This is a genomic window from Microbacterium sp. ZW3a (assembly GCF_057167165.1).
Genome location: NZ_CM169903.1, coordinates 2,147,814 through 2,173,893, shown reverse-complemented (window position 1 = coordinate 2,173,893; position 26,080 = coordinate 2,147,814). Strand labels below are relative to the sequence as shown.

The following is a 26,080-nucleotide window of genomic DNA, read 5'->3' as shown; positions in this document are numbered from 1 at the left end:
GTTTCCCGGCCGTCTCGCCGCCTCCAGCGGACCCCGGCGGTCGTTTCCTCGACCGTCGCCCGTCCCGCGCCCGCCCCTCGCCCCGCCTCTTCGTTCGAGCGAGGAACGAAGCCCCTGCGCAGCGCTGTCATCCTGTCGATGGTCGCCGGACTCGTCGCGACCGTCGCCATCCCCGCGTACGCGGCGACCGTGCCGGTCGCTGACACGATGACGCTGCAAGAGATGTCGGCGCCCGACAATCAATCGCTCGTGGTCGCTTCCGACGCCACGGCCGAAACCCTCGATCGCAGCAGCTACTCGGCCACCACCGCCGACGAGATCCAGAAGAAGAAGGATCAGGAGGCCGCCGCGGCCGCTGCCGCCGAGCGCGCCCGTCAGCTTGCCGCGAAGGCGAATGTCGCCGTCTCCTCGGTCGACCTCAACATGACCGCGCCCGGCTCGGGCGAGGTGCGGTGGCCGCTGGCCGGCTACACGCTCGGTCGCGGCCTGTGGGACTCCGGTTACCACCAGGGCGTCGACCTTCTCGCTCCCGGCGGGCAGCCCATCTTCGCGGCCGCGGGCGGCGTGGTGAGCGTGTCGTCCGAGAGCTTCGGCGGGTACGGCGTGGGCGTGGTGATCGAGCACGTCATCAACGGGCAGAAGGTCCGCACCACCTATGGCCACATGACCTACGGCAGCCGGCAGGTGCAAGCGGGACAGACGGTTTCCGCCGGCCAGCTCATCGGCCTCGTCGGTTCGACCGGCAGCTCGACCGCGAACCACCTGCACTTCGAGGTGCACATCAACAACTCCGTGGTCGACCCCTACGCCTGGCTCCAGCAGAACGCGGGCTGATCCACACAGACGGCGGCGTGTCGGAGACCATCGTTCTCCGACACGCCGCCGTCTGTTTCCCCGGGCACCCGGCCCCGGGCGTGTCGTGGTGGGTTAGCCTGTTCGCGACGTCGGAAGAACCGGAGGGAAAGCCGATGGACGCTATGCCTCGCATCCGCACCATGGATGCGCTCGGGCTGCTCGTCCTTCGGCATTGCCTGAGCGGACGCCGCGGTATCACCGCGACTTCTGAGGCGCTGTCTGTATAGACAGCGCCTTTTTTCATGCCCCTGCGCCTCTTCCGTCGCCGCGAGTCGAACATCCGAGAAGCCGTCTCGGCCATTCGAGAGGAAACGGAATGCGCACACTGGTGTTGAATGCGGGCTACGAGCCGCTCGCTGTCGTGTCGTTCAAGCGGGCTCTGGTGCTCGTGATGAATGAGAAGGCCACCGTCGTCGAATGCGTCGACGAAGATCCGGTTTGGGCGGCGGCGGGGACGTACGACCGCCCCGCGGTGATCATCCTCACGCGCTACGTGCGCGTGCCGGGGGCGCGTCGCGTGCCGGTCACCCGTCGCGGGGTGCTGCGCCGTGATGCGCACCGCTGCGGCTACTGCGGGAAGGCGGCCTCGACGATCGACCACGTGCTCCCGCGCTCGCGGGGGGGAAAAGACACGTGGGAGAACCTCGTGGCCTGCTGCCTGCGGTGCAACAACGTCAAGGGTGACCGGACGCCCCAGGAGATGATGTGGGAACTGCGCCTCATCCCCGGGCCTCCGCACGGGTCCTCCTGGACGGTGCGGGGGGTCGACAAGTCCGACCCGCGCTGGGAGCCGTACCTGGCGTTGGCGGCGTGAGGGTCGTCGCGCGACGCTGAGCCTTCATCATCCGGGGGCCGATGTCGGAGGGTGTTCGTATCTTCGAACCACAGGGATTGAGAGTGTAGAACGCATGTTCTAACCTGTGGGAGTGAGGGCGATCGTGCGAGACCAGGCGCAAGCCGTACCCGACATCCACGCGCTCCGTGATCGCCTCGAGCGCATGCAGGGGCGGAAGATGGATGCCGCGGTGCTGCCGACGCATCCCGCTTTCACCTCGCTGCTCCCCGGCGGCGGCCTGCGGTCGGGGTCGGCGTATGCGATCGCCCGCTCCATGTCGCTGCTGCTGGCACTCATGGCGCGTCCCTCGCAGGACGGGGCGTGGTGCGGAGTCGTCGGCATGCCCGAGCTGGGAGCGGAGGCCGCCGAGAAGTACGGTCTCGATCTCGATCGCCTGGTCTTCATCCCCGATCCGGGTCCGCGCTGGCTGGCGGTGACGGCCACGATCGCCGAGGTACTCCCGGTCGTGGCGGTGCGTCCGCCGGCGGGGGCGAACACCGCGCGAGGGGGCGCCGAGGCGACGCGGTTGGCGGCCCGCCTGCGCGATCGCGGCACCGTGCTCCTGGTGCAGGGGGCATGGCCGCAGGCGGAAGCCGTGATCGACGTCGCCGATCCACGGTGGTCGGGACTCGGGCAGGGGAACGGCTATCTCGCGGGGCGCGAGCTGACCGTCTCCGTTGCCAGCAAGCGCTCGCCCACGGCCCGACGCGCCCGCATGCTGCTGCCGGCGGCCGACGGATCGATCGAGGTGCTCGGCGCTCCCGCCGAAAGGCTCGTCCCGCGGGAGCACGCCGGTCATCGACAGCGGGCGGCGGGCTGATGCACGAGCCCACCCGCAGCCTCGTGCTGTGGCTTCCCGACTGGCCGGTGCTGGCCTACCGTCGCGAGGCCACGCGTCCTCCGCGCGCCGAGGCACCTCTGGCGGTGTTCGAGAACAACGTGGTCACGGCGTGCTCCGCGGCCGCTCGGGCTCAGGGGGTACGACGAGGGCAACGTCGCCGCGACGCCCAGGCTCTGTGTCCGTCGCTGGTCGTCGTGCCCGCCGACCCCGTCCGTGACGCGCGCGTCTTCGCGCCGGTCGTGGCTCTGATCGAGGAACACGCTCCCGGGGTGCAGATCGTGCGTCCCGGGCTGTGCGCGTTGCGGGCGCGCGGTCCGTCGCGGTATTACGGCGGAGAAGAGGAGGCCGCGTGCATGCTCGTGCGCCTTCTCGCGGCAGAGGGATTCGTCGATGCCCGAGCGGGGGTCGCCGACGGCGTCTTCACTGCCGAGCACGCCGCCCGTGTCACCCGTGCCGACGCGTCGGTGCGCGTCGTTCCGGGCGGAGAGGCGGCTGCTTTCCTGGCCCCGCTCCCGGCGACCGCGCTCGACGACATCGACCTGGCGAGCCTGCTCGCCCGTCTCGGAGTGCATACACTCGGCGACTTCGCGGCCATGCCGGTCGAGCGGGTGCGGGAGCGATTCGCCGAGCGCGGCGCGCGGCTGCACGCCCTCGCCTCGGGGCGCGACTCCCAGCCGGTGCGGCCGCGCACTCCGCCGCCCGAGCTGCACCGCGACGTGGCCTTCGAGCCCCCGCTCGAGCTCGCCGATCAGATCGCCTTCGGTATGCGCGTCGCCGCCGAGGAATTCATCGCCCGGCTCGGTGCGCACGACCTCGTCTGCACCGAACTGCGTGTGGTGCTCTCGGGCGAACGCGGAGAACGCAGCGAACGTGTGTGGCTGCACCCCGGTTCCTTCGATGCGGCAGCCGTGGTCGACCGGGTGCGCTGGCAGCTCGCCGAAGACGGGCGGGGGATCTTCGGCAGCGGCGTCGCGGGCGTGCACATCGAACCCGAGGCCGTCGACGAGGCCGCCCACCACGCCCGGGGGATCTTCGGCGGTGGTCCCGACGAGAAGGTGCACCACGCCCTGTCGCGGGTGCAGGCCATGCTCGGTCATCGCGCGGTCGTCACCCCCGTGATCGGCGGCGGCCGGTGGCTGGCCGAGAGGCAGGTGCTCGTGCCCTGGGGAGACCGGGCGGTGACCGCGAAAGATCGCACACGCCCCTGGCCCGGAAGCCTGCCCGACCCCCTCCCGGCGACGGTCTATCCCGAGCCGCGGCTGGTCGAGGTCACCGACATTGCGGGCGCATCGGTGAGCGTGGGGGAGCGCGACGTGCTGAGCGCTCCACCGGCCGTCCTCGACGCGGGCGGTCGACGCGTGCGCATTCGGGAGTGGGCGGGACCCTGGCCGATCAGCGAGCGCGGGTGGGATCCTCTGCGACGTCGGAGGGCGCACCGGTTTCAAGTGGTCGACGCCGACGGGGGCGCGTGGCTGCTCGTCGTAGAAGAGGGCGAGTGGCGAGCGGAGGGACGCTATGACTGAGCGGCGTCCGGCGCCGGTGGTGCCGCGGCTCCCCGCGGCGACGGCATCCCGGGCGGGGGAGCGCTGATGGGCTTTCACAACCCCCCGGTGAAATGGTCGGAGCTCGAGCGTGCCCTGAGCAACACGCGGCGGCCGGTCTCGACCCCGGCGAACGGCGATGGTGGTGACAGCCCGGCCTGGTCGCACAAACGCGGAGCCTACGTTCCTCCCACGATCGCGCGGCCCGACAATGCCGTGCCGTACGCCGAGCTGCACGCGCATTCGTCGTACTCCTTCCTCGACGGGGCCTCCTCGCCCGAGGAGCTCGTCGAAGAGGCCGAGCGTCTCGGACTCCACGCGCTCGCCCTCACCGATCACGACGGCTTCTATGGCATCGTGCGCTTCGCCGAAGCGGCCGAGGCTCGGGCGGTGCGCACGGTGTTCGGTGCCGAATTGTCGCTCGGGCTCCCCGGGTCGCAGAACGGCGAGGCCGACCCCGCCGGTTCCCACCTGCTCGTGCTCGCCCGAGGAGAAGAGGGGTATCACCGCCTCGCCGCGGCGATCACCCGAGCCCAGCTCGCCGGTGGCGAGAAAGGGCGTCCGGTCTACGACCTCGCCGCGCTCGCCGAACAGGCCGGAGGTCCGCACGATCCCCGCTGGGCGGTGCTCACCGGATGCCGCAAGGGAGCCGTTCGACAGGCCCTCGCCGCCGCAGGGCCAGCGGCAGCCGCGCGGGCCCTCGATGAGCTGGTCTCGCTGTTCGGTCCGGATGCCGTCCACGTCGAGTTGATCGATCACGGCGGACCGCTCGACTCCTCGCACAACGACGTGCTCGCGGCCCTCGCCGCCGATCGCGGGCTTCCCGTCCTCGCCACCAACAACGTGCACTATGCCGCGCCGACGAAGGAGCTGCTCGCCGCCGCCGTGGCCGCGGTACGCGCGAACCGCAGTCTCGACGAGCTCGACGGCTGGCTCCCCTCCCATGCCGGCGCCCACCTGCGTTCCGGCGCCGAGATGGCGGCGCGGTTCGCCCGCTACCCCGGGGCGGTCGCGCGCACCGTCACCCTCGCCGACGAGGTGGCCTTCCCGCTCCGCCGGGCCAAGCCCGCGCTGCCGAAGCAGACCGTCCCCGAGGGGCACACCCCAATGTCATGGTTGCGGCACCTGGTGTGGGAGGCCGTGCCGCGGAAGTATCCGACCCTCTCCGCCGACGACCGCGACCGCATCGAGCGCGAGCTCGCCGTCATCGAGATGAAGGACTTCTCCGGGTACTTCCTCATCGTCCACGGCATTGTCGCCGAGGCCCGCCGGCGCGGCATCCTGTGCCAGGGCCGGGGTTCGGCTGCCAACAGCGCCGTCTGCTATCTGCTCGACATCACCGCCGTCGACTCGATCTTCTACCGTCTGCCGTTCGAACGTTTCCTCTCGAGCCTCCGCGACGAGGAGCCCGACATCGACGTCGACTTCGATTCCGACCGTCGGGAAGAGATCATCCAGTGGGTCTACGAGACCTACGGGCGTGATCGCGCGGCTCAGGTCGCCAATGTCATCCAATACCGTCCCAAGAATGCCGTCCGCGACATGGCCCGTGCCCTCGGGCATTCGCCGGGTCAGCAGGACGCCTGGTCGAAGCAGGTCGAGAGATGGGGTGCAACGCTCGAGACCGGCGCTGACCACGACATCCCCGACGAGGTGATCGAGTTCGCGTCCGAACTGTTGAAGGCACCCCGGCATCTCGGCATCCATTCCGGCGGCATGGTGCTCACCGATCGTCCGGTGGGTGAGGTCGTGCCGATCGAGCATGCGCGCATGGAGAACCGCACGGTGATCCAGTGGGACAAAGACGACGCGGCGTGGATGGGGCTGGTGAAATTCGACCTGCTGGGCCTGGGAATGCTCGCGGCGCTGCAGTACTGCTTCGACCTGATCCGGACCGCCACGGGCGAGGTGTGGGAACTGTCGACCCTGCCCAAAGAAGAGAAAGCCGTGTACGACATGCTCTGTCGCGCGGACTCGATCGGGGTGTTCCAGGTGGAGTCCCGCGCCCAGATGGGGCTCCTGCCGCGTCTGCAGCCCCGACGCTTCTACGACCTCGTCGTGCAGATCGCGCTCATTCGGCCGGGGCCGATCCAGGGTGGGGCCGTGCACCCGTTCGTGCGGCGCAAGCTCGGTCAGGAGCCCATTACCTACGTGCACGACAAGCTCCGCCCGGTGCTCGAACGCACGATGGGGGTACCGGTGTTCCAGGAGCAGCTCATGCAGATGGCCGTGGCCGTCGGCAACTGCACCGCCGAAGACGCCGATCTGCTTCGGCGCGCGATGGGGTCGAAACGCGGACTCGAGAGGATCGACTCGCTGCGTGAGAAGCTCTACGCCGGAATGGCCGAGAACGGTCTGGTCGGACCGGTGGCCGACGAGCTGTACGCGAAGATCCAGGCGTTCGCGAACTTCGGGTTCGCCGAATCGCACTCGCTGTCGTTCGCGCTGCTCGTGTATGCCAGCTCCTGGATCAAGCTGCACTACCCGGCGGCGTTCCTCGCGGGGCTTCTCCGCGCGCAGCCGATGGGGTTCTACTCGCCCGCGACGCTCACCGCCGACGCCCGCCGCCACGGCGTCCGGGTGCATCGCCCCGACCTGCAGCGCTCGGGGGTCGAGGCCGCCCTCGAACCGCTCGACGACGACGAGTCGAGAGCGGATGCCACGGGCCGGCGCCGCGCGGCGACCGGTCGCGACGCGTGCACCGCGGCGCACCAGCCGCCCACCGGCGACTTCGACCCCGCCGCTCCCGATGAGACGGCGGACCATCGTCGTGACGGTGCTTTCGCCGTGCGGATGGGACTGGCCGGGGTTACCGGCATCGGGGCGAAGGTCGCCGAGCGCATCGTGGCCGAGCGCGAACGCGGCGGACCGTACCGCGATCTGCGCGACCTCGTTCGCCGCACCGAACTGGTGACCGCGCAACTCGAGGCGCTGGCCACCGCCGGGGCGTTCGAGTGTCTCGGACACTCGCGACGCGAGGCCATCTGGCTGTCGGGAGCGGCGGCGCTGGACCGGCCGGAGTTCCTCCCCGATTCCCTCGTCGCCGTGCAGCCTCCGCTGTTCACCGACCCCTCCAGCTACGAGGTGCTCGCCGCCGACCTGTGGGCGACCGGGCTCTCCACCGACGATCATCCCCTCACCCATTTCCGCTCGGCGCTCGATGCCCGGGGAATCCTCACGTCGCGCGAACTCCGCTCGGCCGAGACCGACCGGCGCGTCGAGGTGGCGGGTCTCGTCACGCACCGGCAGCGTCCGGCGACGGCATCCGGCATCACGTTCCTCAACCTGGAAGACGAGCACGGCCTGATGAACATCATCTGTTCGGTGGGCGTGTGGAACCGGTATCGGCGGATCGTGCGGGAGTCTCCGGCGCTCATCGTGCGCGGGATGCTCGAGAGGTCGGTCGAGGGGGTGACGAATGTGGTCGCCGACGGATTCACCGATCTGCGCGTGGGGGTCTCGCATGCGTCACGCGACTTCCGGTGACGTCCCCCGTCGTCACTAGACTCGGGGCACGCCCACCGCATCGATGCACCATAGGGGGAAACATGACTGACACGCCTACTCCGCCCGACGGTTGGTACCCCGACCCCGCGGGCAGCGGAGGACTCCGTCGCTGGAACGGTTCCGCGTGGACCGACGAGGTGCGCCCCGCCGTCGAGGCCGCGGCCGCGGATCGGGAGGAGCCGAGTGCTCCGGAAGTTCCCACCGCGCCCGACGCACCCGCCGCACCGGAGGCGCCGAGTGCACCCGACGCACCAGCAGCTCCCGAGACTCCCGCGGCTCCGACCGCCGCGGCGCCCGTTCCGCCCGTCGCCCCGCCGCTCCCGCCGGCTCCCGCGCACCCCGGCGCCCCAGCCTCATCCGGCGCCCCAGCCTCATCCGGCGGCCCGGCCTACGCCAGTGCCCCGGCCTACCCCGGTGCCCCGGCTTACCCTGGCGCGGCGTCCGCCGCGGCGCCCCCGGCGCACCGCGACATCCCGACCAACACGGCGTGGATCTGGCTTGTCGTCCTCCTGCCGCTGGTGTCGCTGTTGACCCTGGTCCTGTTCGACTGGTCGAGCTACATCCAAGAGTCGATCTATGCCTCGGCCTTCCCCGAGGAGGCCCCGTACGTGGCATCGTCGTCGCTGGCCATCACGGCCGGAGCCTCGGCGCTGAGTTTCGTCCTGGCCGGCCTCACCGTGCTGTTCTCGTTCCTCGATTGGCGTCAGCTGCGGGCGCGGGGTATCGACAAGCCCTTCCACTGGGCGTGGAGCTTCTTCGTGCTGGTGATTTCCAGCGGCGGCGTCTACATCATCGGGCGCGCGATCGTTCTGCGTCGCCAGACCGGCAAGGGTCTCGCTCCGCTGTGGGCCTGGATCGCGGTCATGGTCGTGTCGATCATCGCGTTCTCGATCTGGTTCGCGGTCATCCTGGGGCAGACGCTCGCGGCTATCGAGGATCTGCAGTACTCCTTCGCGCCCTGAGTGCGCTCCGCCCGTCGGCTGCGCGCTCAGCGCGCCCGGCGGGCGGACCACCCCGGGCCGGACTCAGCGCGCGCGCTGGGTCAGGATCGCATCGAGCAGCGCGTGGGCGGTGTCGTCCTTTGACCCGGATGCCACCGCGAGCACGCCTCCGTCGCGCCCGACGACCGTGAGAGCGTTGTCGGCGGTTTCGAATCCGCGCGTCCAGCCCACGGCGTTCGCCGCGAGCAGGTCGACCCCCTTCCGGCCGATCTTGGCGCGAGCCCGGTCGAGCAGCTCCTCGTCGCTGTCGACCGTCTCGGCGGCGAACGCGACGATCGTCTGACCCGGTCGGCGGGCGGCGACGAGCCCCGCCACGACATCGCGGTTCTCGACGAGCTCGAGCGTGAGAGCGCCGGGGGAGTCCTGTTTGCGGAGCTTGCTCTCCGACACCGCGGCGACGGAGTAGTCGGCGACCGCCGCGGCCATGACGATTACGTCCGCGTCGGGGGCCGTGGCATCCATTGCCCGTCCGAGGTCGTCGGCGGTGCCCACCGAGATCACCTCGACGCGCGGGTCGGGGCGCACGTCGGCGTCGAGGTGGGCGGCGACCAGGGTCACGTGCGCTCCGCGATCAGCGGCGGCGCGGGCGATCGCGACGCCCTGGCGTCCGCTCGAGCGGTTGCCGAGGAAGCGCACCGGGTCGATCGGCTCGCGCGTGCCCCCGGCGCTGACCACGACCGTGAGGCCCTCCAGATCGCGCGGTCGCTCGACGAGCGCGAGGGCCGCGGCCACGATCTCCTCGGGTTCCGACATGCGGCCGGGACCGCTGTCGCCGCCCGTGAGTGCACCGTCGGCTGGCCCGACGACGTGCACACCCCGGGCGCGCAGAACCTCGACGTTGTGGACGGTGGCGGGATGCCGCCACATCTCGGTGTGCATCGCCGGGGCGACCACGACCGGTGCTGTCGTGGCCAGCAGAGTGGTGCCGAGCAGGTCGGAGGCCAGCCCCGCCGTCATCGACGCGAGGGTGTTCGCGGTGGCGGGAGCGACGATGACGAGGTCGGCGGACTGCCCGAGGGCGACGTGGCGCACGCGCGCGACGTCGTCGTGCACCGAGGTCGTGACGGGATTGCGGCTGATCGCCTCCCACGTGGGCAAGCCCACGAACCGCACGGCGTCGTCGGTGGGAACGACGTGGACGTCGTGCCCCGCCTTCACCAGGAGCCGCACGAGCCCCACGGTCTTGTAAGCGGCGATACCTCCGGTGACCCCGACGACGACGAACATGGCCCCAGTCTCCCAGGTCGGCCGGGGCTGAGCGCTGACGCGCCACTGTCACACGCCCCTCCCGCCCGCATCACGTCCGGCCCCGGCAGCCCACCCGACGCGCCACCCCGCCCGCCCGCGGCGCGGGTACCGTGGGAGGAATGTGCACCGTGGTCGTCGACGTCCCGCGCGAGAGTGGTCAGCCCGTGCGGATGCTCGCCGTCCGCGATGAAGACCGGCACCGTCCGTGGCGCGGCCTCGGGGAGTGGTGGCCCGAGCAGCCCGGCGTGCGGGGTGTGCGCGACGACCGCGCCGGTGGCGCGTGGCTCGCCGTCGATCCCGAGACGCGGCGGCTGGCGGTGCTGCTCAACCGCGAGGACCTGTCGCAGCGCTCCGACGACGAGGTCGTGAGCCGGGGTGGCATCCCGCTGCAGTCCGTGGCGCGGACTCTGGACGAGGCCCCGCCGACGCGCGGATTCAACCTCGTCGAAGTGGATGCCGAGGGCGCCACCGTCGTGGAGTGGGACGGCCTCACCGCCCGGCGTACCCGCCTCTCGCCGGGAACACACATGATCGCGCATCACAGCCCCGACGACCCGGCAACACCGCGCATCGGGCGGTGGCTCGAGGACTTCCGCGTCGCGGGGATCGCCGAGGGCGACGCGTGGTGGGAGCCGTGGCTCGAGGTCGTCGCGGCGTCGACGGTCGACCCCGCCGCATCGGTGCTGCGCCGCGACGCCCACGACGGTCTCGTGCTCGAATCGCTCCTGGTCTGCGCGGCGAGCGTCGGGGCCGACGGTGTCGATGTGCGCGAGGCGGTGCTGTCCGAGCCGGGACAGTGGGACGACGCGCTCGCCGCGCGACTCCGCGCCGGTGCTCCGGGGCGACCGCAGTAGGCTGGAGGCATCCCGCCTCCGTAGCTCAGGGGATAGAGCGCCGCACTCCTAACGCGGGCGTCGCAGGTTCGAATCCTGTCGGGGGCACCGCAGACATCATCGGATCCCACCCTCATCTGCCAGGATCTCGCGGACTCGCGGTACGACGTCCATTCCGAAGCGCTCGATGTTCTCCGTCTTGTGCGCATGCGTCATGCGGCTGGCGGCGGCGACGAAGTCGAAGCGGCTGGCGCCCGCCGCGAGCATCCCCGCCGCGACGTTCCTGGCTACCGTCTCCGGTGATCCGACCACGATCGTTCCCGCGCGCACTTCGGCGTCGAAGCGTTCGCGCCGGAACGGTGCCCAGCCCCGCTTCGGAGCTTCGGCGTTCATCATCTCCTCCCAGACCGGCCAGAAGGTCTCGCGTGCCTCTTCATCGCTGTCGGCGATGAACCCGTGGAGGTGCAGGCCCACTGGCTGCATCTCCTGGCCCATCGCTTCGGCGGCGCGACGGTAGAGGTCGACGACCGGAACGAACCGTTCGATCGTGCCGCCGATCACGCCCAGCATGAGGGGGAGGCCGAACCGTGCCGCGCGGACGGCGGAATGCGGGGTTCCTCCGACTCCGACCCAGACGGGGATCGCACCGGGCACCACCGGCGGCTCCAAGATCTGCGCGTTCAGCGGCGGGCGGAAGCGTCCTGACCAGGTGACCGGCTGCTCCCGGAGGAGCTTCATGAGGAGATCGAGCTTCTCGTCGAAGAGGTCCTCGTAGTCGGCGAGGTCGTACCCGAACAGGGGAAACGATTCGATCGCAGACCCTCGTCCGACGATGAGCTGCGCGCGACCGTCGGATACCGCGTCGAGAGTCGCGTACTCGTTGTAGACACGGACAGGGTCCTGGGTGCTGAGCACCGTGACGGCGGTCCCGAGCTTGATTCGACGGGTGCGTCCCGCGATCGCCCCCAACGTGACGGCTGCAGCACTGTCCATCATCCCGGGACGGTAGTGCTCGGCAATCCCGAACGAATCCAGTCCCGCCTTCTCGGCTGTGACGGCTTCCTCGACCACATCGCGCAGCACTCGCGGGCCGGGCGTGGGGGAGCCATCGGGTTCCGCGGTCTGGAAGGCAAACGTGCCGATGCCGAAGTGCAGATCGCCCGGTGCGGGGTCGGAGATGCGCGGCTCTCGATGGGAGGGTTCGAGAATCATATGGTTACTCATGATTACCTGCGTAACATCGAGTAACTGATCACTTCAACGTGACCATGGTCACCCGACTGTTACCGAGGAGGAACCCCATGAACGACGGACCGGGCGAGACGAGCATGCGCGCGATCTGCGCGGAAGACGACCCGCAGGCGTTCCGGTCGGTGCTCGAGCGGGTCGCGAACAAGTGGACTCTCATCATCATCGGGATGATCGAGGTCGAGCCGCTCCGCTTCACGCACCTGCTGGACGCGATTCCCGGTATCTCTCGACGAATGCTCACCATGACCCTTCGCTCCCTCGAACGCGACGGTCTTGTCGAGCGCACCGTGTATGCAGAGGTCCCTGCCAGAGTGGAATACCGAGCGACCGCGCTCGGAGTCTCGCTGAGCGACCCGGTGCTCGCGCTGGCGCGGTGGGTCGGCGCGCACAAGCAGGAGATCCTTCTGCACCGGCGCCGATACGACGACGCAGACGAGTTGGAGGCGTGACGCTCTCCGGGCCGTCGCACGAGCCCTCTGCCACACTGTGAGCGTGAGCAGTGTGGTGCCCTCCCGTCGCCGGTCGGTCCTCTGGACGATCGCCTCGATCGTCGTCTTCGTTGCGCTGTACGTCACGGTCGTCGGCCTCTATGCGAGCAGCGGCGACGTCGTCACGCAGGGCGAGGGGGAGACCTCGGGCGATACCGTCGCCCTGTCTCTCACCCCCGAGAAGATGGATGCCACCACCAACCGCTTCACGATGTCGGTGATCCCGACCCAGGGCGAGGAGGGCACCGTCACCAACGGCCTGGTGGCTCTGCGCTCGTTCGGCGTACTCGTGTCGGCGGCTGCGGGGTCGAGGGCGACGGAGTACACGGAGGGTGACCTGATCGCCCCCATCGAGAGCTCGCTCATCATGGAGGGCGAGATCGAGAAGTGGCCGTTCGACCAGTACGCCGTGCGGACGGTGATGACCGCGCTCTACGACGACGCCGAGGGGGAGTCGCACCCGCTGCCGACGACCGTGCAGCCGTCCAAGCGCGGGATCCCCGGGTGGGACATCGCCGTCGCCGAAACGCCCGTGGGCGATGGCATCGTCGCGGTGGACATCGTGGTGTCGCGCTCGGGATCCACGATCGCCTTCGGGATCGTGCTGCTCTCGCTCATGGTCGTCATCCCGGTGCTCGTGCTGACGGTGGCGGTCATCGTCCTCCGCGGCCGACGCAAGGTCGAGGTCACGGTGATGGGCTGGATGGGCGCGATGCTCTTCGCCACGATTCCGCTGCGCAACTTCCTCCCCGGAGCGCCACCGATCGGCTCGTGGATCGACTACCTGATCGTGCTGTGGGTGCTCGCGGCTCTGGTCGCCGGTCTCGTGGTCTTCGTGATCGCCTGGATTCGACGCGGCCCAGCCTGATCGGAGCGCCGCCCGGACACGACAATGCCCCGGCACTCGGGCCGGGGCATCGACGACGGCGGTCAGGCCGGGGTGGTGACGGCGAACTGCACCGATCCTTGCCCGTCGACCTGCGCGTCGAGCACGCGGTCATCGAGCACCTGGGCGGCGTCGGCGTCGAGGAAGACGCGGGCGCCGGACTTCTCCACGACGGCGTCCTCGGGCTCGGGCCCGTCGACGACCGACAGGCGGAACTGCGATTCGGGGGAACCGGCACCCTCGATGCGCACACCGCCCTGGGCGGCCTCCGGCAGCTGGGCGGCGATGGTCTTGACGGCGGTGGTGGCCTCTTCAGTGAGCGTCAGCATGTGGCTCTCCTTCTGTGTCGACGTCAGGGGCCAGCCACGATTCCGAGAATGCGCCGCGGTCTCAACCTCTCGCGGTCATTGCCAGGGGATTCCCAAGGAGCCAGGCGGCGCCTGCCCTCGAGATCAGGGCAGAAGACCGGCCCGGCGCGCGCGAGCGACCGCGGCGTGGCGGGTCGAGGCATCCAGCTTCGACATCGCAGAGGCGAGGTACGACTTCACGGTCGTCTCGCGCAGGTTCAGGGATGCCGCGATCTCGCCGTTCGTCGCGCCCACGGCCGCGCACGCGAGCACGTCGGTCTCACGGCGCGAGAGATGGATGCCGGCACCCTGGGGGTCGGCGGGGGCATCGCCCGAGAGCGCGGCGAGGCGGGACTCGAGCTCTTCGAGGCGGCGGCGTACCCCCTCGTCGCCGACGGTGGCGGCGATGCTGCGCAATTGCGCGTAGCTCTGCCGAATCTCTTCGCGCACGCCGGTGCTCAGGCCGTCATCGCCCGGTGACGAGGCGGCGAGCCGCCGGTCGACCTCGTCGCGCACCCGCAGCTCGGTGCCCAATTCGCCGGCCACGTCGAACGCGGGGCGCGCCTCGCGCTCGCCGAGTGGTGCCTGCGCCCAGGAGCCGCAGTACAGCACGCCGCGGGCGCTGCCGCTGACGAGAACGGGAACGGCGAACAGCGTGGCGATCCCTTCGCCGAGGATCGCGCGGTCGTAGTCGTGCGTGATCGTGCGCGCGGTGCGGTAGTCCAACGCGAGGCGTGGCCGTCGCTCGACGAGGGCACGACCGCCGAGGCCGCGCTGAGCGTGCACGACGAGTCCCTCGATGCTGCGCGTGCGGGCGCCGACGATCGTGGAGACATGCACGGCGCCGTCGCGTTCGAGGCCACCGAAGGCAACCGGGAAGTTCGTGCGGCGGGCGAGCTCAGCGACGGCGTGCGAAACAAGCGTCGCGTCGTCTCGGAGTACAGCCGGTGCTCCCACGAACTACCTACTTCCGGGGGTGACGGCCTCGTCGCCGCCTTTCGTAGCGTCGACCTTACCACCGGGATTGGTTCGCCGACCCGGTCTATTTCCCCCTCCGGCGCACCGCTGCGCCGGTCTCATGAGGCAAGGAGGCCACATGACGGACAGAAGGATCGACGGCGCCGGTCGCGGCGTCGACTACATCGCGGTCGAGGAGTCCGCACCGTTCCAAGAGCTGAAGAAGCGCCAACGCAGCTTCGTCTTCCCGATGGCGGTGGCGTTCCTCGTCTGGTATTTCGTCTACGTGCTGCTGTCGTCGTTCGCCCCGGCGTTCATGGCGCAGCCGGTGTTCGGGGCGATCACCGTTGGGCTCGTGTTCGGACTCGGGCAGTTCGTCACGACGTTCGCCATCACGATGGGGTACGTCGCGTACGCCAACCGCCGTCTCGACCCGGTCGCCGAACAGCTGCGGGTCGACCTCGAACGCATCGAGCGGGGTGAGGCATGAACGAGGTCTTCGGTACCGTGCACGCCGCTGTTCAGACGGTCGAGAACAACCCCGTTCTCAATATCTCGATCTTCGGGGCGTTCGTCGCGGTGACGCTGTTCATCGTCATCCGCGCCAGCCGCAACAGTAAAACCGCCGCCGACTACTACGCGGCCGGTCGCTCGTTCACCGGCCCGCAAAACGGCTTCGCGATCGCCGGCGACTACCTGTCGGCGGCATCGTTCCTCGGCATCGTCGGCGCGATCGCGATCAACGGGTACGACGGGTTCCTGTACTCGATCGGATTCCTCGTGGCGTGGCTCGTCGCCCTCCTCCTGGTCGCCGAACTCATGCGCAACACGGGCAAGTTCACGATGGCCGACGTGCTGTCGTTCCGTTTGAAGGAGCGGCCGGTGCGCATGGCTGCGGCGATCACCACGCTCGCGGTGTGCTTCTTCTACCTCCTCGCGCAGATGGCCGGTGCGGGCGGACTGGTGTCGCTGCTCCTGGGCATCACCGAGCGGGTCGGTCAGTCGGTCGTCGTCGCCGTGGTGGGCGTGCTGATGATCGTCTACGTGCTCATCGGCGGGATGAAGGGCACCACGTGGGTGCAGATCGTCAAGGCGTTCCTCCTCATCGGCGGAGCCGTCGTGATGACGATCTGGGTGCTGGCGATCAACGGGTTCAACCTCAACACCCTGCTCGAGAGCGCGGTGGCCGCGTCGCCCAAGGGCGAAGCGATCCTCGGGCCGGGCCTGCAGTACGGCGCCAACCCGTGGGACTTCATCTCGCTCGCCCTGGCACTCGTGCTCGGTACCGCGGGTCTGCCGCACGTGCTGATGCGCTTCTACACCGTGCCGACGGCGAAAGAGGCTCGCCGCTCGGTCGTGTGGGCCATCTGGCTCATTGGCCTCTTCTACATCCTCACTCTCGTGCTCGGCTACGGCGCGGGTGCGCTGGTCGGCTCCGAGGCCATCCTCGCCGCCCCCGGCGGAGTCAACGCGGCCGCGCCGCTGCTGGCCCTGGCCCTCGGCGGGCCGATCCTGCTGGGATTCATCTCGGCGGTGGCCTTCGCGACGATCCTCGCGGTCGTGGCGGGGCTCACGATCACCGCCGCGGCGTCGTTCGCACATGACATCTACGCCAACGTCGTCAAGAAGGGCAACGTCCCGCCCGACGGCGAGGTGAAGGTCGCCCGGCGCACCGTCATCGTCATCGGCATCCTCGCGATCGTCGGCGGCATCGGCGTGCAGGGGCAGAACGTGGCGTTCCTCGTGGCGCTGGCCTTCGCGGTCGCCGCCTCGGCGAACTTGCCGACCATCCTGTACTCGCTCTTCTGGCGCCGCTTCACCACGCGCGGCGCGGTGTGGAGCATGTACGGCGGCCTCGGATCGGCGCTCCTGCTGATCCTGCTGTCACCGGTGTTCTGGGGCACGCCCACGAGCGTCTTCGCCAACACGGGGGTGGCGATCTGGCCGCTGAACAACCCCGGCATCGTCTCGATTCCGCTCGGCTTCCTGCTCGGGTGGCTGGGGTCGATCATGTCGAGCCGGCCGGAGGATCCGCGCAAGGCGGCCGAGATGGACGTTCGCTCGCTCACCGGCTTCGGCGCGGAAAAGGCGTCCAGCCACTGATCGTTCCGCTCGCCCGGTCCGGGGTTCGCCCCGGACCGGGCACCGTCATGCTCGCGCGCCGCGGCGACGCCCGCGGGAGGGCGTTCCGGCCACTCGCGCGAGGCGAACGGGCGCGGACGCCGCTCACGCCGGTTCGCGCAAACGCTCCCCGAAGACGACATCGTTCTCGAGATCGAGAAGGAAGTGCTTCACCTCCGGATGCCCGCCGTACTCGCCGATCGAGCCGTCGGCCCGCACCACGCGGTGCACCGGAACGATGATCGAGAACGGGGTGTTCGCGCAGGCGGTGCCCACCGCGCGGGCTGCTCCCGGCGACTCGGCCATGATCGCGACCTCGCCGTACGAGGCCACCTCGCCGTAGGGGATGCGGCGCGTGGCTTCGAGAGCGGCGCGGGTGAAGCCGTTCACCAGGCGCCAGTCCAGGGCGATCTCGAAGTGACGACGTCGGCCGGCGAAGTAGTCGTCGAGTTGCGCCACGGCCTCGCGGCCCGGCCCGGGATCGGGGTCGGGAGCGACCCCCAGGCGGAGCGCGACCGAGGCGCGCGCGACATCGAGACCGTCGTGGGCGACGTCCAGATGGACGAGGGCGTCGTCGACGAAGGTCAGGAGGATCGGGGCGAACGGGGCGTCATAGACGGTGCTGGTGACTGTGCTCATTGCTTCATCCTCATCACGCCCGCCTCAGCCCGCCGGGACTCGCACCGAATCGGGGGACGGTTCCGCGAATCCCCCGGCTGGGGAGGAAGTGCCGGTAGGCCCGGCGTGTCGCGCAATCCCGCGAAACTCGGCCCCACTACAGCTCAACCCGGGGTACCCGGCCTAGTCTGGCAGGTGTGTGGCGAGCTGAGGAGGGCGTCGTGATAGGCGCCGAGGGCGACGTTCCGACGTCGTCGATCGATCCGGGCGAGCTGCGACTGTCGGAACCCGGCATCGTGGTCCGCCACGTCGCCGACCCCGAACGCGACCGCATCCGAGCCGAAGCCGCCGCCCTCGGCGGGCGATCCACTTTGCTGCGGTTCGACGACGCGCTCGACGCCGGCATCGACATCACCAAGGCCCATCCCGGATCCCTGCCGCAGTTCATCACGGGGCGCGCGACGCTGCTGTCCAACCTCTTCCGCGACGAGGTGGCATTGCGCACGGCGCGCCTGGCGGCGGAGCGCATCACGGCGAAGAACGTCGAACTGCGCACGGCGCGCGGTCTCGAGCCGGTCCACCTCGCCGTCGGACTCGCCGCGTGGAAGATCGGGGGAGTGGAGTGGTCCTCTCCCGTGCTCCTTCGCCCGCTCGCCATCCGGCGGCACAACGGCGACTTCGAGCTCAAGCTCCACGGGGCGTTCGTGATGAACCCTGAGTTGGCGCGCGCGTTCCGCACGCACCTGGGTATCCAGATCGACAGCACGGCGCTCGCGGGCCTCGCCTACGACCAGGGCGTGTTCAAGCCGCAGCCGGTCATCGACCATCTACGACGCCTCACCACTCACGTGCCCACCTTCGTCGTGCACCCGCGGTTGGTGATCTCGTCCTTCGCCGACGTGAGTTCGGGCATGGCGCGCGACACTCAGCATCTCGACGACACTCTCTTGAACGCCCTCGCGGGCCACCCCGACGATCGTGCGCGCATCACGGTCCGTCGCGCCGATCCGGTCGTGACGAGCCCCGACGAGCGGGCTCCCGCGGCCGACACGCTCCTGCTCGACGCCGACGCCGAACAAGAGCGGGTGCTCGCGCGGATCGCGGCTGGCCATTCCCTCGCGGTGCACACTCTCCCCGGCACCGGTGGCACGCAGACGGTCATCAACGCGATCGGCCAGGTCGTGCACGCCGGTAAGCGCGTGCTCGTCGTCAGTGCCCGCCGCTCGACGCTCGACGGCATCCGTCACCGCTTGGCGGGTGTCGGGCTGACCGGCCTCGCCGTCTCGCCGAACCACGTGAGGCGTGACCTCATCCGCGCGATCGGGCGCAATGAAAAGGCGGAGCAGCCGAAGGTCTCCGAGATCGACGACGCGCTCGTCCGCCTGCGCTCCGTGCTGCGCGACTACCGCTCTGCCGTCACCGAGCCGCACCTGGCCTTGGGGGTCTCCGCGCTCGACGTCTTGCGCGCGCTGACGGCCCTGGCATCCGTCTCTCCGGCTCCCTCGACCGCCGCGCGCTTCGACTTCGCCACGCTCGAGCGTCTGGCGGGCCGTCGCGATGCCGCCGCGAAGGCGCTGGCGACCGCCGCGCGGCTGGGGGAGTTCCGCTTCGGCCCCGATGACTCGCCGTGGTACGGAGTGAGCTTCACGCGAACGGAAGACGCCCGCGCGGCCCATGACCTCGCCGGCAAGCTGCACGCGCAAGACGTGCCGCGGCTGCTCGAGCGCGGGTACGAGCTCATCGCGCAGACGCGCATGCGGCCCTTCCAGACGGTGTCGGAACTGGGCGCGTACCTCAAGCTGCTCCAGGGCATCCGCGAGTCGCTCGACCGATTCAGCCCTTCGGTGTTCGAGCGGCCGCTCGGCGAACTCATCGACGCGCACTCGCCGCGCCGTGATGCCTCGCCGATGAGCGGTCCGAACCGCCGACGCCTGCGCCGTCTGTCGAAGGAGTACGTGCGCCCGGGCGTGCACGTGCCCGACATGTACGAGGCGCTCGTGCGCATCCAGCAGCAGCGCACCGAGTGGCAGCGCGTGGTCGAGGCGGGCGTGACACCCGAGGTGCCTCTGGGCCTGGCCGATGTGCACGTGGGGTGGCAGCGGGTCGACGCGCTTCTCGGCGAACTCGATCAGATCCTCGGTCGCCAGGGTTCCGAGCGCCTGGCGACGCTGCCCGTCCAGGTGCTCGTGCGCACGCTCGCGGGCCTGGCCGCGGAGTCGGCTGTCTTCGACAACCTCGTCGAGCGCGCCCAGCTGCGCAGCGAGCTCGCCCGTCTCGGGCTCGAGCAGCTGCTCGTCGAACTCTCCGTGCGACACGTTCCCGAGAACCGGGTCGGCGACGAACTCGAGTTCGCGTGGTGGCAGTCGGCCCTGGAGCACCTCCTGCGCACCGACCGTGCGCTGCTGGGGGCCAATACCAGCGTCGTCGACCGGCTCGAACGCGATTTCCGTCTCGTCGACGAGGCCCACGCCGCGGCGGCCGGCCCGTTGCTGGCGGCCGAGCTGGCGAAGCAGTGGCGCATCGGCATCGTCGACCACGCCGATGAGGCCGCGGCTCTCAAGCGCACGCTGAAAGACGGGCTGCACACGGCCCAGGAGATCTCGGATGCCGCGCCCACGCTGCTGCGCACGCTCGCTCCCGTGTGGCTCGCGTCGCCGTACGAAGTGCCCGACGTCCCGAGCGACCTCGGGTTCGATGTCGTGATCATCGCCGACGCGGCCGCACTGTGCCTGGCCGAGGCCGCGCCGGCGCTGCGCCGCGCGCGCCAGGTGGTGCTGTTCGGTGATCCCGTCGTGCAGAAGCCCACCCCGTTCCGCGTGAGCGCGTCCAGCGCACTCGTCTCGAACGATGACGCCGACGACGTGCCCTTCGACGAGGTCTCGGTCTTCGAGCGCATCGCGGAACTGCTCCCGGTAGAGACGCTCACCCGCAGCTACCGCGCGGGCGGCGAAGACCTCGCCCAGCTGGTCAACGACGCGTTCTACGGTGGCGAGATCGTCTCGCTCCCGTGGGCCGGTTCGTACCTCGGCCGCGGGAGCCTGAGCGTCGACTACGTCGAGAACGGCGTGGGCGTGCCCGACCCCGTGAGCGGTGCCGTCGAGAGCCCCGGCGCCGAGGTCGCGCGCGTGGTCACGCTCGTCGTCGAGCACGCGGTGAACCGCGCGTCCGAGTCGCTCATGGTCGTCACAGCCAGCCGCAAGCACGCTGAACGCGTGCGGGCCGCGGTCGAGGCGGCGCTCGCGGGACGCTCCGACGTCGCGGCGTTCGTCGCCCGGGATGCCGCGGAGCCGTTCGCCGTGCTCACCCTCGAGGAGTCGGTGGCCGAGAGCCGCGATCGCGTGGTGTTCTCGCTCGGTTTCGGGCTCACCCGCCACGGGCGTGTGCTCAGCGATTTCGGCGACCTGTCGACCCCCGACGGAGAGCGTCTGCTGACCGTCGGGATGACGCGCGCGCGGCGGTCGATGGTCATCGTGTCGTCGATCCGGCCCTCGTCCTTCGACGACGGTCGACTCGAGCACGGCGCCGCGACCCTCATGGGGATCCTCGGGAGCGTCGCCGGTCGTGACCGCGATGCGCGCCTCGAAGACCTCGCCGACCCGCTCACCCGCGCCCTCGCGCGCGAGTTGCGCCGCCTGGGCATCGAGGTCGACCTCGATTACCGTGGTCTGCTGCCGCTCGTCGCGCGCTACGGGGGCAAGGCCGTCGTAGCCGAGAGCGACCCCGAGACGATCGGCGAGTCGCTGCGGGAAACCCTGCGCCTGCGGCCGCAGATCCTGCGCCGTCTCGGCTGGCACTACGTGCGCGTGCACGCGTTCGATCTCTACAGCGACCCGGCGGGCGTGGCATCCCGGATCGCGGGTCTCCTCGGCGTCGCTTCCGACGACGCCGCTGAGCCGGGAACCACGACCGAGCCGCTCGACTTCCCCGGCTGAGCGGCATGAGCGAGACCCCGGATGCCACCGGCTCCGCCGCCGGTGACGCCGATCGAGCGGCGGCCCTGGGCGCCGCCCAGAGCGACGGGGCGCGCGAGCGCCAGCCGATCGTGAAGGTGCGGGGGGCACGCCGCGCGCGTCTTCTGCCGGCCCCGGGGACGAGTGCGGAGCCGGTGCCGGCAGACGACCGCACCCGGGAGCGCGCCGCCGCGCCCGCGGCATCCGGGCCGAACGACGCCCAGCTGCTGCGCGACGTCCCGCCGCACTACTGATTCGGGCTGCCCGCACGCGCGCGGTGCCCGTCGCCCACCGCCCGCCCGCCCGCCCGCCCCCTCCGCGATAAACGCGATCTACGTCGAGGAACGCGTTCAGCGCGCGTTTCTGATCGCAGATCGCGTTTATCGCGGGGAGACCCGCGGACCACCCACCGTCGCGCGCTGGGGCCGGCAGGTCGCGGGGGCACGCCTCAGGCGCGCGGCTGGCGCTCCAGCAGGTCGCGGATCTGCATCAGCAGCTCTTGCTCGGTGGGCAGCGTCGGTTCGTCGCTCTTCTCGTCGACGCCGGCGCGGGCGGCCGCGCGGGCCTTCCAGCGGTTCATCGGGAAGACGAACACGAAGTAGACCACCAGGGCGACGGCGAAGAAGCTGATGACCGCGGTCAGGAGCGCCCCGAGCGGGAAGGTGACGGTCTGGCCGTACAGACCCGTGATGCTCGGCCCGAACTGACCGTTCTCATTCGGCACGTAGAACACCGCGATAAGCGGGTTAATGATCGCGCTCACGATGGCGTTGACCACCGCGCTGAAGGCCGCGCCGATGACGACGGCCACCGCGAGGTCGATGACGTTTCCGCGGAGGATGAACTCCTTGAATCCCTGGATCATGACGGGGCTCCCTTTCGCCGCGTCACGCAAGAGTCAGGATGCCGAGGCGGACGCGGTCTTCGTCGATTCCGAGGACGATGATGTCGAAGATCCGCCGGAGGATCCGGATGCCGCGCCGGAGGACGACCCATTCGAGCCGCCGCTGCGCGAATCGGTGCGGTAGAAGCCCGAGCCGTTGAAGGTCACGCCGATCGAACCGTACTGCTTGCGCACCTCGCCGCCGCACTCGGGGCATTCGGTGAGGGCGGCGTCGGAGAACGACTGCACCGCGTCGAAGCGGTGACCGCACTGCTTGCAGGCGTAGGAGTAGGTGGGCATGTCGGGTTCCTTCGGGTGTTCAGACGGCGGAGCGGTCGATGGCGACCGTCCGCGTGGGGGTGACGACGCCGGAGACGGGCTGATCGTGCACGTCGCGCGGCACGTCGTCGACGAACTCGGAGTCGAAGATCACGGCGTAGACCGGGGGGCACTTCTCCATCGAGCCGATGGTCTTGTCGAAGTATCCCCGACCCCAGCCCAGGCGCATGCCGTGCTGGTCGACGGCGGCGGCCGGGATGACGAGGAGATCGACGTCGTTGACCGCGATCGGCCCGAGCACATCGCCCACGGGCTCGGGGAGGCCGAACAGGCCCTCGGCGATCTGGGCATCGGGAGTGGCCTCGGTCCAATCGAGCAGACCGTCGTCCCGCGTGATGGGGAGGAGGACCCGGATGCCACGTTCCACGGCGCCGAGCACGAAGGCGTGGGTGCCGGGTTCGGTCGGCGTGGAGAGGAAGCACGAGATGCTGCGGGCGCCGAGCCGGTCGACGAGGGCGTCGAGCTGTTCTTTGACGCCAGCCTCAGCCGCTTCGAGTCCGTGAGCCGAAACGGTCTGGCGTCGTTCGCGAAGATCGGCGCGGAGTGCGCGTTTGGCCTGCTCGATGCTGTCGGGCATGCAGTAAGTGTACGTGCGAGCGAAAGCGGTAACAGAGCTGTCGTACGACACCAGTAAGGTATGCGCATGCCTCATAAGCCCTTCAAGGCCGTGATCCCGGCCGCTGGACTCGGTACTCGCTTCCTCCCGGCCACCAAGGCCATGCCCAAAGAGATGCTGCCGGTCGTCGATAAGCCCGCCATCCAATACGTGGTCGAAGAGGCCACGGAGGCGGGTATTCAAGACGTCCTCATCATCATCGGGCGCAACAAGAACAACATCGCCAACCACTTCGACTCCATGCCCGAGCTCGAGACCAAGCTGCGCGAGAAGGGCGACCACGACAAGCTCGCCAAGGTCGAGCACTCGTCCGATCTCGCCGACGTCCACATGGTCCGCCAGGGCGAGCCGAAGGGCCTCGGCCACGCCGTGCTCCGCGCGCGCAGCCACGTCGGCGACCACCCCTTCGCCGTGCTCCTCGGCGACGACCTGATCGACGAGCGCGACCCCCTCCTCACCACGATGATGGAGGAGTACGACAAGCGCAACGCCACGGTGATCGCCCTCATGGAGGTCGACCCCGAGCACATCCACCTCTACGGTGTCGCGGCGGTCGAGCCGACCGACGACGAGGGCGTGGTCAAGGTCACCAAGCTCGTCGAGAAGCCGAAGGCCGAAGACGCCCCCTCCAACCTCGCCATCATCGGCCGGTACGTTCTGGGGCCCGACGTGTTCGGCATCCTGGAGCACACCGAACCCGGCAAGGGTGGCGAGATCCAGCTGACCGACGCGCTCGAAGAGCTCGCGAACGGCGGCGGAGACGGCGGCGGCGTGTACGGCGTCGTCTTCCGCGGGCGTCGCTACGACACCGGCGACCGCGTCGACTACATCAAGGCCATCGTGCAGCTCGCCTCCGACCGTGAAGACCTGGGCCCCGCCCTGCGTCCCTGGTTCAAGGAGTTCGCGGCGGGTCTGTGACCCGACGGGATGCCATGGATCTCTCCGTCCCACGACGGCACGGCGAGGTGTCGATCCGCCTCATCCGCAACCGCGACGCGCGCGTTCTTCAGCAGCAGCTGATCGACAACCGCTCGTGGTTGCGGCCGTGGGAGGCCACGAGCCCCGACGGGCCGGTGTCGTTCGACATGCGGCTGGGCATCCGCCGACTTCTGCAGCAGTACCGTGACGGCCTCGGCGTCCCCTTCGTCATGGAGTGGGGCGACGAGGTCGCCGGGCAGCTCAACGTCTGGGGGGTCTCGCGGGGGTCGCTGGCCTCAGCGACGATCGGGTACTGGGTCGCCGAGGGCTTCGCCGGCCGGAACATCACCACGATCAGCGTCGCGATGGCCACCGACGTGTGCTTCACCGCGCTGAACCTCCACCGCGTCGAGATTTGCATCCGGCCCGAAAATCACGCCAGTCTTCGCGTGGTCGAGAAGCTCGGATTCCGGTACGAGGGGCTGCGGCGGCGGTACATCCACATCGACGGCGACTGGCGCGACCACTACGCGTTCGCCCTGGTGCGCGAAGAGGTTCCGCACGGCGTTCTCGACCGGTGGGAGCGAGGTCAGGTGCCTCCGGATGCCGCCCGCGTGCCGCCCGGCGATCGGCTCTGACACACCCGCCGGCGAATCGGCAGAAACCCGCGTGCGACACGCGGAGGGATGCCGAGGTGTGACCTCGGCGTGACCTACCGTTATGCCATGGGTGGACAGGTTCTCGGCGGCGGGGTGATCGTCTTCGTCGCGGTCGCACTGTGGCTGGTCTACCTCCTGCCCTCCTGGCAGAGCCGCCACCGTTTCACATCGGCGGAGCGCAACGCCGTCCGCCTGAACCAAGCGTTGCGCGTGCTCGCCGAGACGGCGGAGACGCCGCGCGAGGTTCACCTCGAACTGACCGCTCGCACGGCTCATCAGCAGACGAAGCTCGCGCGACAGGTGCAGTCTCAGAAGGCGCAGGTCGAACTCGCCGAGGCGAAGGCCCGTCTCGAGGTCGCGCGCCTCGAAGCGGCTCGCGACCGCGACCTCGTCAAAGAGCAGCGCGCCGCCGCCCTCGAGTTGGCGCGCGCCGAGCGCATCGCCGCCCTCGAGGTGGCCAAGGCCGAGCGAGCCGCCGCGCTCGAGAAGACGCGTGCCGAGCAGGCCGAGGCTGTCGAGCGCGCCCACGCCGAGCGTGCGGCGGCCGTTGCGCGTCCTGAACTCCGTCGTGCCCGTGCGCGTCGGCGGTTTCGTCTCGGCACGACTGTTGTCGCACTGGCCGGTCTTGTCGCAGCCGTCGTCGGTGGCATACAGGTGAGCGCCGGCGCGGCCCCCCTCCTCCTCATCACCGGGGGAGCGCTGATCGTGCTCGCCTCGATCGTGCTCCATCGCCTATCCCGCGTCGCCGCCCGGGCGGTGGCACGTCCGGCCGTGACGAGCGTGCCGCGTGCCGTCGTCGAGGTGCAGGACTTCTCCGCCCCGGCTCCCGCCCCGCGTCCGACGTGGACGCCGCGGGAGCTTCCTCGTCCTCTCGTCGCCTCGGCCGGCTCACGCGCCGCCGCGGTGGTCGACGAGCAGCTGGCGCGGGAGGCGCTGCGCGCGGCCGCCCGCGAGCAGGTGGCGCGAGAGATCGCCGCAGCCGAGGCGCCCACGCCGATCGAGACGGTACGTCCGGCGGCACAGGCTTCGCGTCCGACGCCCTCGCCGTACGCGGCGATGGGCTACGTGGACGACGCCGAGATCGAAGACCACGTGCGTCAGCTTCTCGAGCGGCGCGCATCGGGTCAGTAGTCCCTACGGACGGCACGCCCGGGTCGTTGGCCGGGTCGGGCGGATCGAGGGTCGCGTGATAGTGTTGTGGAGTTGTCCGGGCCTGTGGCGCAGTTGGTAGCGCGCCTCGTTCGCATCGAGGAGGTCAGGGGTTCGAATCCCCTCAGGTCCACAGCCTCACAACGGCGCCTCTCTCTCGGGAGAGGCGCCGTTGCTTGTTTCGCTCGCGGGGACGATGCGGGCGAACGGCTCCATGAGCACTTCCTCGACGCTCGC

At 70.1% G+C, this 26,080-nt stretch carries 24 protein-coding genes and 2 tRNA genes; 18 read left to right on the top strand and 8 right to left on the bottom strand.

The window, feature by feature from the left end:
• Positions 1-138: 138 nt before the first annotated feature.
• The 6 genes from ACU6WY_RS10240 (at position 139) to ACU6WY_RS10215 (ending at position 8,541) form a co-directional block, all read left to right on the top strand.
• A complete protein-coding gene (locus ACU6WY_RS10240; RefSeq protein WP_483819559.1) occupies positions 139-834 on the top strand; it encodes a M23 family metallopeptidase in 696 nt (231 codons plus the stop codon).
• Between the two features lie 337 nt (positions 835-1,171).
• A complete protein-coding gene (locus ACU6WY_RS10235) occupies positions 1,172-1,669 on the top strand; it encodes an HNH endonuclease (RefSeq protein WP_483819558.1) in 498 nt (165 codons plus the stop codon).
• Positions 1,670-1,793: 124 nt separating this feature from the next.
• Positions 1,794-2,510, top strand: coding sequence for a hypothetical protein (locus ACU6WY_RS10230; protein WP_483821898.1), 717 nt, complete (start codon positions 1,794-1,796; stop codon positions 2,508-2,510).
• The gene (locus tag ACU6WY_RS10225) at positions 2,510-4,054 is read left to right on the top strand and encodes a DNA polymerase Y family protein (protein WP_483819557.1); all 1,545 of its coding nucleotides are present in this window, start codon (positions 2,510-2,512) and stop codon (positions 4,052-4,054) included. Before ACU6WY_RS10230 ends, ACU6WY_RS10225 begins: the two co-directional genes overlap by 1 nt.
• Before the next feature lie 66 nt (positions 4,055-4,120).
• Positions 4,121-7,558 carry an error-prone DNA polymerase gene (locus ACU6WY_RS10220; protein WP_483819556.1) on the top strand — a complete coding sequence of 1,146 codons (3,438 nt, stop codon included), beginning with the start codon at positions 4,121-4,123 and terminating at the stop codon, positions 7,556-7,558.
• Between the two features lie 62 nt (positions 7,559-7,620).
• Complete coding sequence (locus ACU6WY_RS10215; RefSeq protein WP_483819555.1) at positions 7,621-8,541, top strand: DUF2510 domain-containing protein; 921 nt, start codon at positions 7,621-7,623, stop codon at positions 8,539-8,541.
• A gap of 63 nt (positions 8,542-8,604) precedes the next feature.
• Here ACU6WY_RS10215 and coaBC read toward each other — a convergent pair whose 3' ends face one another.
• The gene (gene coaBC / locus ACU6WY_RS10210; protein ID WP_483819554.1) at positions 8,605-9,807 is read right to left on the bottom strand and encodes a bifunctional phosphopantothenoylcysteine decarboxylase/phosphopantothenate--cysteine ligase CoaBC; all 1,203 of its coding nucleotides are present in this window, start codon (positions 9,805-9,807) and stop codon (positions 8,605-8,607) included.
• A 140-nt stretch (positions 9,808-9,947) separates the two neighbouring features.
• On the opposite strand from coaBC, the gene ACU6WY_RS10205 reads away from it, so the two are divergent.
• Both ACU6WY_RS10205 and ACU6WY_RS10200 read left to right on the top strand, forming a co-directional pair.
• A complete protein-coding gene (locus ACU6WY_RS10205) occupies positions 9,948-10,682 on the top strand; it encodes an NRDE family protein (RefSeq protein ID WP_483819553.1) in 735 nt (244 codons plus the stop codon).
• 14 nt (positions 10,683-10,696) lie between these two features.
• Positions 10,697-10,769 (top strand) — tRNA-Arg (locus ACU6WY_RS10200).
• Between the two features lie 9 nt (positions 10,770-10,778).
• Here the strand turns inward: ACU6WY_RS10200 and ACU6WY_RS10195 are convergent.
• Positions 10,779-11,885 (bottom strand): LLM class flavin-dependent oxidoreductase, encoded by a 1,107-nt coding sequence (locus ACU6WY_RS10195; protein ID WP_483819552.1) that lies wholly within the window; start codon positions 11,883-11,885, stop codon positions 10,779-10,781.
• A gap of 77 nt (positions 11,886-11,962) precedes the next feature.
• Between ACU6WY_RS10195 and ACU6WY_RS10190 the strand changes: the two genes are divergently transcribed.
• On the top strand, positions 11,963-12,361 hold the full coding sequence (locus tag ACU6WY_RS10190; protein WP_483819551.1) for a winged helix-turn-helix transcriptional regulator: 399 nt from the start codon (positions 11,963-11,965) through the stop codon (positions 12,359-12,361).
• A gap of 43 nt (positions 12,362-12,404) precedes the next feature.
• Positions 12,405-13,268, top strand: a complete 864-nt coding sequence (locus ACU6WY_RS10185) for a DUF4436 family protein (RefSeq protein ID WP_483819550.1) — start codon at positions 12,405-12,407, stop codon at positions 13,266-13,268.
• A 62-nt stretch (positions 13,269-13,330) separates the two neighbouring features.
• Here the strand turns inward: ACU6WY_RS10185 and ACU6WY_RS10180 are convergent, their stop codons facing one another.
• Together ACU6WY_RS10180 and ACU6WY_RS10175 are read right to left on the bottom strand one after the other, a co-directional pair.
• Positions 13,331-13,615 (bottom strand): Fe-S cluster assembly protein HesB, encoded by a 285-nt coding sequence (locus ACU6WY_RS10180; RefSeq protein ID WP_483819549.1) that lies wholly within the window; start codon positions 13,613-13,615, stop codon positions 13,331-13,333.
• Positions 13,616-13,738: 123 nt separating this feature from the next.
• Entirely contained in the window at positions 13,739-14,590 is an 852-nt protein-coding gene (locus tag ACU6WY_RS10175) for a helix-turn-helix transcriptional regulator (protein WP_483819548.1), read from the bottom strand.
• 139 nt (positions 14,591-14,729) lie between these two features.
• Here ACU6WY_RS10175 and ACU6WY_RS10170 point away from each other — a divergent pair, with 139 nt between their 5' ends.
• Positions 14,730-15,080 carry a DUF485 domain-containing protein gene (locus tag ACU6WY_RS10170; protein WP_483819547.1) on the top strand — a complete coding sequence of 117 codons (351 nt, stop codon included), beginning with the start codon at positions 14,730-14,732 and terminating at the stop codon, positions 15,078-15,080.
• Positions 15,077-16,693 carry a solute symporter family protein gene (locus tag ACU6WY_RS10165; protein WP_483819546.1) on the top strand — a complete coding sequence of 539 codons (1,617 nt, stop codon included), beginning with the start codon at positions 15,077-15,079 and terminating at the stop codon, positions 16,691-16,693. The genes ACU6WY_RS10170 and ACU6WY_RS10165 overlap by 4 nt, the downstream gene beginning before the upstream one ends.
• A gap of 123 nt (positions 16,694-16,816) precedes the next feature.
• On the opposite strand, the gene ACU6WY_RS10160 is transcribed toward ACU6WY_RS10165, so the two are convergent.
• Entirely contained in the window at positions 16,817-17,350 is a 534-nt protein-coding gene (locus ACU6WY_RS10160; protein ID WP_483819545.1) for a methylated-DNA--[protein]-cysteine S-methyltransferase, read from the bottom strand.
• 200 nt (positions 17,351-17,550) lie between these two features.
• Between ACU6WY_RS10160 and ACU6WY_RS10155 the strand changes: the two genes are divergently transcribed.
• The gene (locus ACU6WY_RS10155) at positions 17,551-21,261 is read left to right on the top strand and encodes an AAA family ATPase (RefSeq protein ID WP_483819544.1); all 3,711 of its coding nucleotides are present in this window, start codon (positions 17,551-17,553) and stop codon (positions 21,259-21,261) included.
• A 5-nt stretch (positions 21,262-21,266) separates the two neighbouring features.
• Positions 21,267-21,533 carry a hypothetical protein gene (locus ACU6WY_RS10150; RefSeq protein WP_483819543.1) on the top strand — a complete coding sequence of 89 codons (267 nt, stop codon included), beginning with the start codon at positions 21,267-21,269 and terminating at the stop codon, positions 21,531-21,533.
• Between the two features lie 194 nt (positions 21,534-21,727).
• Here the strand turns inward: ACU6WY_RS10150 and mscL are convergent, their stop codons facing one another.
• Genes mscL through ACU6WY_RS10135 form a run of 3 tightly spaced genes read right to left on the bottom strand, consistent with a single transcriptional unit; the run spans position 21,728 to position 23,078 of the window.
• Positions 21,728-22,144, bottom strand: coding sequence for a large conductance mechanosensitive channel protein MscL (gene mscL / locus ACU6WY_RS10145; RefSeq protein ID WP_483819542.1), 417 nt, complete (start codon positions 22,142-22,144; stop codon positions 21,728-21,730).
• A gap of 33 nt (positions 22,145-22,177) precedes the next feature.
• On the bottom strand, positions 22,178-22,462 hold the full coding sequence (locus ACU6WY_RS10140) for an FmdB family zinc ribbon protein (RefSeq protein ID WP_483819541.1): 285 nt from the start codon (positions 22,460-22,462) through the stop codon (positions 22,178-22,180).
• A gap of 19 nt (positions 22,463-22,481) precedes the next feature.
• Entirely contained in the window at positions 22,482-23,078 is a 597-nt protein-coding gene (locus ACU6WY_RS10135) for a 5-formyltetrahydrofolate cyclo-ligase (RefSeq protein ID WP_483819540.1), read from the bottom strand.
• Positions 23,079-23,144: 66 nt separating this feature from the next.
• Between ACU6WY_RS10135 and galU the strand changes: the two genes are divergently transcribed.
• The 4 genes from galU to ACU6WY_RS10115 all read left to right on the top strand — a co-directional run bounded on the left by galU (position 23,145) and on the right by ACU6WY_RS10115 (position 25,976).
• Positions 23,145-24,035 (top strand): UTP--glucose-1-phosphate uridylyltransferase GalU, encoded by an 891-nt coding sequence (galU, locus tag ACU6WY_RS10130; protein ID WP_483819539.1) that lies wholly within the window; start codon positions 23,145-23,147, stop codon positions 24,033-24,035.
• 14 nt (positions 24,036-24,049) lie between these two features.
• Complete coding sequence (locus tag ACU6WY_RS10125; protein ID WP_483819538.1) at positions 24,050-24,673, top strand: GNAT family N-acetyltransferase; 624 nt, start codon at positions 24,050-24,052, stop codon at positions 24,671-24,673.
• A gap of 87 nt (positions 24,674-24,760) precedes the next feature.
• Complete coding sequence (locus ACU6WY_RS10120; protein WP_483819537.1) at positions 24,761-25,825, top strand: large exoprotein; 1,065 nt, start codon at positions 24,761-24,763, stop codon at positions 25,823-25,825.
• Positions 25,826-25,903: 78 nt separating this feature from the next.
• Positions 25,904-25,976: transfer RNA gene (locus tag ACU6WY_RS10115), tRNA-Ala, on the top strand.
• The last annotated feature ends 104 nt before the right edge of the window (positions 25,977-26,080 follow it).